The 11301-nt window shown below is 39.6% G+C and carries 10 protein-coding genes; 7 read left to right on the forward strand and 3 right to left on the reverse strand.

Annotation, left to right across the window (positions count from 1 at the left end; genetic code table 11):
- Positions 1–305 precede the first annotated feature (305 nt).
- From THETH_RS07165 to THETH_RS07185, 5 genes are read left to right on the forward strand one after another with little or no spacing between them, the layout of a single operon-like run.
- Complete coding sequence (locus THETH_RS07165; RefSeq protein ID WP_157723331.1) at positions 306–647, forward strand: type II secretion system protein; 342 nt, start codon at positions 306–308, stop codon at positions 645–647.
- 14 nt (positions 648–661) lie between these two features.
- Positions 662–1168, forward strand: a complete 507-nt coding sequence (locus THETH_RS07170) for a hypothetical protein (protein WP_013932687.1) — start codon at positions 662–664, stop codon at positions 1166–1168.
- Positions 1169–1183: 15 nt separating this feature from the next.
- The gene (locus THETH_RS07175) at positions 1184–2854 is read left to right on the forward strand and encodes a hypothetical protein (protein ID WP_013932688.1); all 1671 of its coding nucleotides are present in this window, start codon (positions 1184–1186) and stop codon (positions 2852–2854) included.
- Positions 2855–2890: 36 nt separating this feature from the next.
- Positions 2891–4171, forward strand: coding sequence for a patatin-like phospholipase family protein (locus THETH_RS07180; protein WP_013932689.1), 1281 nt, complete (start codon positions 2891–2893; stop codon positions 4169–4171).
- 49 nt (positions 4172–4220) lie between these two features.
- Positions 4221–7055 carry a sensor domain-containing diguanylate cyclase gene (locus THETH_RS07185; RefSeq protein WP_013932690.1) on the forward strand — a complete coding sequence of 945 codons (2835 nt, stop codon included), beginning with the start codon at positions 4221–4223 and terminating at the stop codon, positions 7053–7055.
- A gap of 6 nt (positions 7056–7061) precedes the next feature.
- Here the strand turns inward: THETH_RS07185 and thiI are convergent, their stop codons facing one another.
- Both thiI and THETH_RS07195 read right to left on the reverse strand, forming a co-directional pair.
- Positions 7062–8213: a tRNA uracil 4-sulfurtransferase ThiI gene (thiI, locus tag THETH_RS07190; RefSeq protein ID WP_013932691.1), complete on the reverse strand. Its 1152-nt coding sequence runs from the start codon at positions 8211–8213 to the stop codon at positions 7062–7064.
- Between the two features lie 4 nt (positions 8214–8217).
- Positions 8218–9369 carry a cysteine desulfurase family protein gene (locus tag THETH_RS07195; protein WP_013932692.1) on the reverse strand — a complete coding sequence of 384 codons (1152 nt, stop codon included), beginning with the start codon at positions 9367–9369 and terminating at the stop codon, positions 8218–8220.
- A gap of 149 nt (positions 9370–9518) precedes the next feature.
- Between THETH_RS07195 and THETH_RS07200 the strand changes: the two genes are divergently transcribed.
- Entirely contained in the window at positions 9519–10493 is a 975-nt protein-coding gene (locus tag THETH_RS07200) for a transposase (protein ID WP_211205258.1), read from the forward strand.
- Between the two features lie 17 nt (positions 10494–10510).
- Positions 10511–10726: a hypothetical protein gene (locus THETH_RS11100; RefSeq protein ID WP_407635688.1), complete on the forward strand. Its 216-nt coding sequence runs from the start codon at positions 10511–10513 to the stop codon at positions 10724–10726.
- 29 nt (positions 10727–10755) lie between these two features.
- On the opposite strand, the gene THETH_RS07205 is transcribed toward THETH_RS11100, so the two are convergent.
- Positions 10756–11295 carry a DUF996 domain-containing protein gene (locus THETH_RS07205; protein WP_013932693.1) on the reverse strand — a complete coding sequence of 180 codons (540 nt, stop codon included), beginning with the start codon at positions 11293–11295 and terminating at the stop codon, positions 10756–10758.
- Between the last annotated feature and the right edge of the window lie 6 nt (positions 11296–11301).

Below are 11301 nucleotides of genomic sequence, written 5' to 3' on the forward strand. Positions count from 1 at the left end.
CGAGTTGCGAGCTGTGTCATATTGCTTTCCTGAGAAACCAAATAGCGGAAAAGTATAAAACTAAAAGTGAGGATGCAGCAACATGAAAAAGGCGGGTCTTTGGTTGTCGACGCAGCGCTTCGAGTATGAGAGTTCCAGAAAGTATTATGAATGGTGTTTATTGACGGAAAACATATGAAAAATTGCCTAAGATTTGACTATGCAGTACAGACATTTTTAAACTATGGCTCATTCATAATTATGTTTCTTTTTTCTTAAGCTGTTATATAATAAGTACAAAGGGAGGCATCTGTGTGAAGGAGGGTATGAGTCTTTTTGAAGTTTTGGTTGGAATGTTGTTGATAGCCATCGTCGCCCTGATTGTGATGACTGGTGTTGGTTCTGTCCTAACATCCATGTCAGCAACTGATTCAATTGATCGAGCGTCTATGTTGCAAATTTACACAGCAAGAAGGCTTTATCTTTTGAAAAGGGGCTCTCAGATCACGGAACTTGCGAACGAGATAAATAGCTCACTTTCTTCTCAATACCCTAAGATAAAGCAGATCGAGATCGAATCAAGCAATTCCTTCTATAGAAAATTCAAGGTTATAATTGAAACAAAACCAGGAAAAGAGATTTCTTTTCATGTCTATCAGGGTTTTTAGCCTGAGGGGGTGGCATGGTGAGCCTATCATTTACGGGTTTGCTGGCAACGTTGGTGATAGTCGGTATACTTATTGCCACCATTGGCATCGTTTATTCGTTTGCGTTTGGAAATTTGATCAAAACTCAAGTGATTTCTGAAATGTACTTGTATGCATCTCAGATAGCTGAGCAAATAGATTCCTTGATCAGTCAATCTATTTGGAAAGATGTGCAGGTTGGACAAGATCTTCCGTTCGTAACCCTGAAAAAACCAGTTCCAGGAGCAGCTGGTAAGATTGAATACGAACAATGGGAGATAAGATACGATCAACAGAATAATTACATCAAACTTATTACAGCACAAGGAGAAAGGAATGTCATACCACTGCAAAAACAGGTAAAGAGTGTCAAATTCAACGTTGGTGCGATCGGTGGCACTGCGCAACAAAGAGAAGCAATAGAAGTTGTCATTCAAATGGAATCAGGAAGCATTAAAAAAACCTTCAGATTTCTTACCACAGTTAGCTTGAGCACCACCTGAATGGGGGAATTTTCCATGAAAAAAGGGTTCATGCTTCCAACAACCCTGTTGATACTTCTTTTTTCTGTAATTGTGCTTTCGGTGATTTATAACACGGTGAGCAACCACATGACGAATGTTCAAAGGGTTTCAAGCTACAAAGAGCTAGAGTTACACGTTTCCAACGCACTTCAAATAGGCATAGGTTATGTGCGAACTGCATCAAGTGGCTTACTTGGTATTAATTTGACCACGACTTCGTATACACCGATTTGGTGGGATGAATTCCGTACTAAACTCGACCAAAATTGGAGAGACTACGTTGACCAATGGATATACAATGACAAGTCATTTTGCGTTTTCGACAAATCAAGGGGCATCCATAGCAATCAGATTTTAAGAGATGAGTTTGAAAGTTACTCTGCTGAATACAACTTGTCCGATGTTGCTGTATACGTTTTTCCTTTCAGGAACACAAAAATGAGAATGTTTGTGGTGGCTCGAGTTGTCAAGGACAATAAATCAGTGTATTCCTATGCTGTAGTGATGCCCGAGCTACTGAACAAGTATGTGTACTTCAGTCATGACGAGGGAGAAAACATATGGTTTACCAGCCGAACCAGAATTTATGGTCCTTTCAGATCCAACAGTATGATAAGAATTAACAACGCGGGTGGTAAGCCATATTTTCAAGATACAGTTGAGGTACCAGGTTTCATAAGACACACGGGTAACCCGCGAGAAATCACGGCAAATACTCCAAACTATGATCAAATTATCAGGAGCCTTGCAGATTTTGGTGGTAATCCAGCTTACAGGTTGATTTCCGATGCCGAAAGAAATGAGTTAGACTTTACAGCAATCAAGGACGAATACAAACAACTTCTAAACAATCATTTTGTCCTTGAAATTAATCAGTTTAAGAACAACTCTACAAATCCAATGGGGCTTAAGATTACAAGTTCTTCAAATCTTTATCTTAGTGTTGATGCTAATACGAGCAAAATAAAAATAGTCATTGGCAACACTAAGTATGAAATATCTTGGACACAGCTTCCAGATGCCATAGTGGAGATTTTTGCAAAACAAGGATCAAACTGGAGACGGACAGAAGGACCATACAGTGTAAAATTCAACGGAATAATCTATTCAACCGAGAACATAAACCTTGGAGATACTTCGACTGAAAATATGTCTTACTCTGGTAATCTTACGCTGTTCAGCGAAAAAGACATCAACATATATCGAAGAATAATAACACCAACAATACAACAATGGTTGATTCAAAACCTTGGTCCAAATGCTTTGAGCACCGCGGTTCCAGATAACAAAATTCAGGAACTGCTAAGCTATGTCGAGCAGAATGAGACATCTTCACTTAACATCGTTGCTGGGAATAACGTGGTTATCAAGAGAAAACTAAATAATATGAAAATCGTTGCAAGTATATATGCTTTCGACGGACAGTTTACCGTTGAAAATTATAACCAAGGAAGTCCAAAAGGTCAGTTGTTTGTACTTGGTAGCATTATGCAGAAAACCAGAGGACCAGTTGGCACTTTCAACCCAAACACTGGACAAACTCGGACGGGCTACTATCACGGATATGTACACGATCCAAGGATTTTGTCCGGTAATTACACTCCGGCTGGTACACCCTCAAGAAGTTCAAGAATAAGTGTGAGCGTTTTTGGCATTGTAAGATAGTTCTCAATCAAAGTATAATATCCCCGAGGTGACCCTATGAACGAAGTCTTTACAACGATGCTAAGCGTTGCTTTGGTTTTGTCAGGTGGAGGGGGGCGGGGGGCATATCAAATAGGTGTTTGGCAGGCTTTGAACGATCTTGGAATAGAAATTGCCGCAGTCTATGGAACGTCGGTCGGAGCCATCAACGGTGCTTTGATTGCCTTGGGAGATATAGAGTTTGCCAAAAGCGCTTGGCTTCAAGCCACATTTGAAGATGTGATGAATATACCCGAATCTGTCAGAAAAATTCTTGAAAGAAGGTTTTTCGATTTAACCATCCCTGAAGCAATCGATGCTGCAAGAAGAATTATCTCCGAAGGTGGTATCGATGTATCTCCCCTTAGGCAGAAAATAAAAGAACTTTTGCCGGAAGAAAAAATCAGAAACTCGAAAGTTCACTACGGTTTGGTTGCTTATTCTATAAGCGAGCTTAAACCATACATGCTTTACATTGAAGACATTCCCGAAGGAATGCTTGCCGATTACATTCTTTCCAGCGCAAACTTTCCGCTTTTCAAACGTGAGGAGATTGGTGGAAAACTTTTCATCGACGGGGGTGTTTACAGCAATATACCTGTGAGAATGGCAAGAGAAAAAGGATATGAAAGGATAGTTGTCGTGGATATTGGGACGCATGCTGTGTCGGATATTTTAGAGTATCTTCGCTCGTTCATCGATGCCAATATAACTTACATTCGACCAAGGGAACATTATGGAACTCTTCTAACCTTTGATCCAGAGGTTTCAAGAAAATACCTTTTGGCAGGATATCTTGACACACTTGCTGCATTTGGTAAACTTTACGGTGATAATTATTACATTTACGAACCAGAGGATGTCATTGGAAAACTTTTCATGTCCATGGATCCAGTGCAAAAAGATATCGCCGCTTTCTTGCTTTCGGTTAAATTGGACCCTGCCTTGTCACCGCAGGAGCAGTATTACAAGCAAATTCTTCCAAGACTTAGGTTGGAAACTTTGGCGCTTTTGGAATATGATCCAAAAGCAATTTGCACCAGAGTACTTGAGATGCTTGCATTGTTTTTCAAAGTGGAAAGGTTGAAAATCTACACTTCAAAAACGCTCCTTGAGGAGATAATCAAAGCTTCCAGCAACAATTCGCAAAACTTTTTCGAATCGATTTATTACAAAATTCGGCTGGAAAGAATCTTTAGATTTGTATCCTTCGTCTACAAAAACGGGAAAAAGGAAAATTTAGTCGATCCGTCTGGCTACGATGAGATAGTTAAACGGTTTGAAAATGTGCTCAAATAACTTGGTGATATAATCTTCTGCCAAACGCAGGGTTAAGGGAAGGGTTGAGATGAACCTTAAAATCTTTTGGCAAGCTTTCATGGTCTTTTTAGTGGCACTGTTTGCAGCTTTATCACTCCTTACGTGGCTCAAATACACAGAAATCAACCACAAATTCGAGCTTTCAAAAAACTTCTTTGAAAAAGCTGCAGAGTTTTTCGTAAATTCCATCAGCGTTGGGTATTTTCAATGGACAGAAATGTACGAAGCTTTGATTGAGCAAAACGAAGAAGAAATTCATCGGCAATTTACATATTTAAAAGCAGACTTTCCCTTCATTGAAGAAATATTCCTACAACCAGCCGATGTTCAGGAGCACTATGTGTTTGAAATTTTCTCTCAAGACAACTTTTTGATGGTTCATTTTGTCGTTTTTGATTCCAACCTTGAAAGGTACGTCAGCGACAAAATTGCAGTTGCAAAAATCGATCCAAATGGAATCTGCGAGTTGTTCAACATAGAAAATATATCCTTTGACCCAGCCGGAAAGGAATTCGTGTTTGGTTTAAAAGCAAAGTATGCAGGTAAGCTTTTTGAGCTTTCAACATTGGTAATTTCCTTGCTTGTTGGATTGCTTGCCGGTATTTTTAAGTTCAGCCTGGATTTGAGACAAATTTATGTACTTCATAGAGAGTTGAATAAAAGGTATGAAAGAAAACTTCAAGCTTTGCAGTCCATATTAACTTTTATGGAAGATTTTCTTAGAAAAGAAAAGCTGCTTGAAGAAAATGAATATCAACTCATCTTGGAAGAAGCTGTCAAAATCGTTCCAGGCGCTGAGGCTGGTTCGATAGTCTTAGAAGAAAATGGTTTTTACGTTTTCAAAGCAGCCGTTGGTTTTCCACTTGAAGAACTTCGTAAGGTAAAGCTAGCTCCCCAGCAGCTCAACAGGCAGGAGATAAGCGATGAAGCTACCATCATAAAAAATCCAGCAGCGATAGATAAAAAACTGCTCACAAGCGATCAGTACGAGGTTTTTCTTGCCGCTGGGGTAATTGAAAAGATAAAATCTACCCTCTCTTTACCGTTAATCGTTCAAGGTAAGATTGTTGGATTTTTTAACCTCGATAATTTCCACGATGAAAATGTTTTCAATGAAGAATCAATCGAAATTGGTAAACTTTTTGCGGGAAGAATCTGCCTTTTGCTAGAAAGGAAGCTTTTTGAAGAAAGAATAAAACAAGAGCAGGATACGGTCAAAAAACTTTTGGATCATTCTTTAAAACGTGAATTTGCACTTCAATGCATTGTTGACCTTATTCAAAAAGTTCTTCAGGGTGGTTCCTTAAATGAAGAACAGATTTACAATCAAATTCTTGAAACAGCGGTAAAAGCAATACCAGGTGCACAAGCCGGTTCGTTTTTCTTAAAAGAGGAAAACTTCTTTGTTTTCAAAGCCACTGCTGGCTACGATTTGGAAAAGCTTAAAGAAATCAAAATTGAAATCAAAAAGGAAAAAGATTATTACAGCAAGCAAGTGCAAATTATCAAGCATCTTCCAAGCAAAAATGGGAAAACAGTTCCATTGGAACAACTGGAATTACTTAGAAAATACGGTCGATTGGATGAGATCAAAAGCACCTTGAGAATACCTGTAATAGTCAGAGATGAAATAATTGGGGTTATACACCTTGACAACTTTGAAGGTGAAGATGCATTTGACAATGGAGCAATTAAACTTGGACAGCTTTTTTCCAGCATAGTGGCTGTTTTGTTGAACAGACTAGAACTTGAAAAGCTTTTGATTAAAGAAAAGGAATTGACAAATAATCTGTTCAAACAAGCTTTAAGAAGATCTGCAGCGCTTAGAAAATTGATAGATTTTGTGCAGGAAATTTTGCAGTCAGAACTACCATTGTTGGAAGAAATTCTTCTGCAAGTGCTTAAAAGCGCTATCGAAGTCGTTCCAGGTGCGCAAGCGGGTTCTTTGCTTTTAATAGAAGACCACTATCTTGTTTTTAAAACAGCCGTTGGATACGATTTGGAACAACTTAAAAAAGTAAGGTTCGATCTTAGAAAAATCCCAGGACCATTTGATAAAAGGGCTTATGTTGCTAGAGATCTTGCAGCCAGAGATTCTAAAATTTTATCTCCCGAGGAATTGGAAATATTAAGAAAATTTGGACGACTCGATCAAATAAAATGCGTGCTTAGACTTCCCATATTAGTTGGCGATGAACCCAAGGGGTTGATGCACTTGGATAACTTCGAAAACGAAGATGCTTTCGACGAAGAATCACTTCAAATAGGTCAATTGTTTTCCAATATCGTTGGTGTTTTGCTATACCGTTTGCAATTCGAAAAACAGCTTAGAGAAGAAAGAGAAAAGTTTGAACATCTTTCTTACCATGATTCTTTGACGCAGCTTCCAAACAGAAGGTATCTTTTCGAATTTGGTTCAAAAATGCTGGCTCTAGCAGACAGGGAATCAGAGAAAGTTTCTTTGCTTTACATGGACCTAAAAAAGTTCAAAAACGTTAACGACACCTTTGGTCACGCGGAAGGCGATGAGGTATTGAAAATAGTAGCACAAAGGTTGAAAGAACTTTTGAGAAAAAGCGATTTGATTGCAAGAGTTGGAGGAGATGAATTTGTTACCATGGCTTACGGTACGGATATTAATGGAGCTGTTGAGCTGGCAAAAAGAATTGAGCAAGCAATTGAAAAACCAATAGAAACGCGCTTAACAGTTCATGTCATCTCAGCAAACATCGGTATAGCGGTATTTCCCGAAGATGGAGAAACACTGGAGGGGCTTTTGACAAAAGCAGACAGAGCAATGTACTATGCTAAAATCAATAATTTAGCTCATGCCACAACAGACGACTTAGAAGAATTACTTTGAAAAAATCTATATCTTTATAACTTCAGTTTCAGCCAATGCATGCTCAACCAGTTTTTCTAAGTTCAAGTTTTCCTCAAATTGTTTTACCTTGTGAAGTTTTGGTTTTGTCTCCGGTTTTTTTGGAACAAAGATTGTACAGCAATCGGCGTATGGTTCTATGGATATTTCATAAGTTCCTATTTTCTTTGAAAGATCTATTATTTCCACTTTGTCAAAGCCTATCAATGGGCGAAGTATCGGCATACTGGCAGCTTCATCTACGGCAACTATCGATTCCATGGTCTGACTTGCCACTTGTCCAAGGCTTTCACCAGTTACAAGGACCTTTGCACCAACTTTTTTCGCGATTTGTTCTGCCACCCTGACCATCATTCTTCTCATCATTATCGTCAAATAATCGTTTGGACATTTTTCGGCAAGTTCTTTTATCACTTCGGTAAAGTTGACAACGTGAAGAACTATTTGTCCACCGTATTCGGCAAGAACTTTACAAAGTTTTATGACTTTTTCCTTTGCCCTATCGCTTGTGAAAGGGAAAGAGTGAAAGTAAACCGCTTCTAAAGTTGCACCTCTTTTCATCATTAAATACCCTGCCACTGGGCTGTCGATTCCCCCAGAAAGCAAAAGCAAAGCCTTTCCGCTGGTTCCAACCGGAAGTCCACCCGGTCCTGGTATTTTCTCACAATAAACGTAAGCTTTTTCTCTGATTTCGATGTGAACCACTACTTGGGGATTGTGAACATCAACTTTTAAACCTTGAAAATTCTTCAGTACATGTTCACCGAGAATTCTGTTTAATTCTATCGAACTGAGCGGAAAGGCTTTGTTAGCTCTTCGACTTTCTATTTTGAAAGTTTTGCCGTTTAAATCTGCTCCCATAAGTGCTTGTATTACCGTTTCTTTGATCTTTTCCAAGTCAAGATCGCTTTCAAAAGCAACCGCTGTTGTGTTTATTCCAAAAACCTTTCTCAGCCTTTTTAAAACTTCTTCTTTAGGTGCTTTGACCTTCAGATAAATTCTTCCATGCGTTTTGCTGATGTTTACATCTTCAAAATCCTTCAAAGCTTCTTTTATTCTTTTGACAAGCGTGTCTTCGAAAAACCATCTATTTTCGCCTTTCAATCCGATCTCAGAATAACTTATCAAATACAAGTTCACCTTTTTACCTCCCTGCATACTTTCTAAGTTGAGCAACTTCTTTTTTCAAAACTTCAACCGTGTAATCTATGTCTTCGAAAGTCAAAAACGGAGATAAGCTAAAGCGTATTGCACCGTCTATCTCCTCGTCTTTCTTTTTCATTGCCAAAAGCACATGGCTTTTTTGGCCTTTTTTTGACAGACAAGCAGATCCAGAGGAAACGTATATCCCATGAACTTCAAGGGTATGCAAAAGCACCTCTGATTTTACACCTAAAAACGATATGTTCAAGATGTGCGGAGCCCCGTCCTTTGGACCGTTCAAAACTGTACCATCTATTTCTGTCAAAATCCTGTTACGAAGATGATTTTTCAAATTCCTCATACGCAAGGTCCATTCTTCAAAGTTTTTAAAAACAACTTCTACAGCCGCTGAAAATCCAGCTATCCCAGGAACATTTTCGGTCCCAGGTCTTATACCTTTTTCTTGCCCCCCACCGTTGAAAAGCGGAACGATCTTGGTTTTTTCCCTGATGAACAAAGCTCCTATTCCCTTTGGACCGTATATTTTGTGTGCGCTGATGCTCAAAAGATCTATCCCTTTCAAAGAAGGCAAAAGTGGAATTTTCCCAAAAGCCTGTACCGCGTCGACGTGAAGAGTGATGTTTTCATGTCGTGAAACGATTTTGACAATCTCTTCCATAGGTTGTATCGAACCAACTTCGTTGTTGACGTACATTATGCTTACAAGAATTGTCTCTGGAGTTATCGATTTTTCAAGCTGTTCTAGGTCTACATGTCCTTCCTTGTCCACGGGTATGTAGGTTACCTTGAAACCTTCGTTTTCCAACTGTTTGAAAACCTCAAGAACGGATGGATGTTCTATTTGGCTTGTTATCAAATGGTTACCTTGTTTTCGTTTAGCGTAGGCAACACCCTTTATCGCCAAGTTGTTCGATTCAGTTCCTCCCGATGTGAAATAAATTTCACTTGGTTTTACTTGAAGAGCCTTTGCTATTTTTTCCCTTGCGTCCAACACTATTTTCTCCGCTTCAATACCTTTTCGATGAAGCGAAGATGGATTGCCATAACATACTTTTAAGGCGTTAACCATAGCCTCAATTACTTCGTCAAGAGCTTTTGTTGTGCTGCTGTTGTCAAGATACACTTCTTTCACAAAACCACCTCAAAGATATTTTTACAGAAATTAAGCCAGAAAGCAAATCCCTTTCAAGGGATTGCGATGAATGGCTATAATGTATAAGAGCAACACAGCGTTTATAATCATATCACAAGCAGCCTTCTCAAGAAAGGAGCAAGCCAAACTTGGATAAGGCTGAAAAAATAAAACAAACATTCGCTGAAACAAAATTGAAAAGACAATCTCAAAGGCTTGTTGTGTACCAGCTGAAGCTGCAGAACTTATCAAAGCACAAAGCTGAGCTTTTAAAACGGGCTTTTCTTGAAGCAAAGTGGCTGTACAACTGGTTGATTGCTGACATAAAAAGGCTGGATCTGCCGGTCCACAAGGTAAACGTTGTCGAGATAAAAGTCGGCGATAACTTTGAACACAGGGAACTGCAAGTACTAGGCAGCCAAATAAAGCAGGAAATAGCTCAGGTTATCGAAAATAATTTACGTGCGATAGCTGCGCTTAAAGCTAACGGCTATAAATTTGGCGCGTTGAAATTTAAAGAGTACGTAAACTACATACCGCTGAAGCAGTACGGAGTAACATACAAACTCGATTTTCAGCGCAACCGTGTTCACATCCAAAGACTTGGCAAGTTTAGAGTGCTTGTCTTAAAGCCGTCTGGTTACTACTTACACGTCACGTGTTACCTGCCAAAGGAATCTGACGGTCCTGTTTTTGATAAACCCATCGGTATCGATTTTGGTGTTAAAAATAAAGTAACACTGTCAAATGGCATGTGCATAGACTTTGAGATACACGAGACACTGCGGTTGAGAAGACTGCAAAGACGGCTGGCAAGAAAGAAACGCGGTTCAAACAACTACAAAAAGACGCTGCAGTTGCTACGCAGAGAGTACGAGAAAATTGCCAACAAACGCAGAGACGCGATCAACAAACTTATTGGCTTTTTAAAGATGTACAAAGTCGTCGTTTACCAGGAAGATGCAGTAGCTGGCTGGATGTCTAAATTTGGCAAGCAATTACAGGGGGCAGGGGTAGGCGGATTGAAAGCAAAGTTGAGCCACAGCCTTGCGACGTCTATCCCTGTGCCTAGATTTGAAAAGTCTACAAAGATCTGTGCAAACTGCGCAAACAACACGATCTGAAGCTGTCTGACAGGGTCATTAGATGCGATTGCGGCTGGGTAATGGACCGCGACGTTAATGCTGCGGTTGTGATTTTAAAGAAAGGGCTTGGCTTGGGCCCTGATCAAGCTCTAGGGCTGGACCGGTCCGAAGTAACGCCTGCGGAGTGGGAAGCCTCTGCCAGGGTGTTAGGGAGCAATCCCTACATCTTGGTAAGCACGCCCACGATGAAGCAGGAAGCCCATTCCTTTTAAGGAATGGGAGGAGGTCACCACATGTTTTTTCACAGTCCTTCTTCTTTAATTCGCGCAAAGCCCATTATTGCGACAACTTGCGCAACTATTGAAAGTACAGCTCCAACGAGCAAAATAAAAAGAAAAGCCGCCCACTTGTAAAGTTTTGCAACCGTTGAAAAAGTCTTTATGTTTGAACTTTCAGCTAGAATTCGATAAGCCCTCGAGAAAAATCCAAAGATTGCTATTGATAGAACCGCCATCAAAATTAAGCTTGGAACAAACCATGAAACCCATCCTTCGATGTTTTTCAACTCTTGCTGCGTTAGTCCTTCGTAGATTTTTACCAAAAAAGGAAGAGATTTACCTGCCACCACCTGTCCAAGTATGGCAAGAACGATTTGCAAGGCAACTGGCATGAAGAAAGCGGGTGCGATTTCAGCGTGTTTGAAAATTCTTGCCAAATTCAAAATTCCTGTTAAAAACAAAATGGAGCCAAAGATGGATGCAAAAACACCAAGTCCAAGATCACCAGAAAGAGTAAGTATCAATCCAACGATTATGATCCTTTTTGTAAGTTTTAAATTCAACTTCTT

The sequence above is a fragment of the Pseudothermotoga thermarum DSM 5069 genome (assembly GCF_000217815.1).
GTDB lineage: Bacteria > Thermotogota > Thermotogae > Thermotogales > DSM-5069 > Pseudothermotoga > Pseudothermotoga thermarum.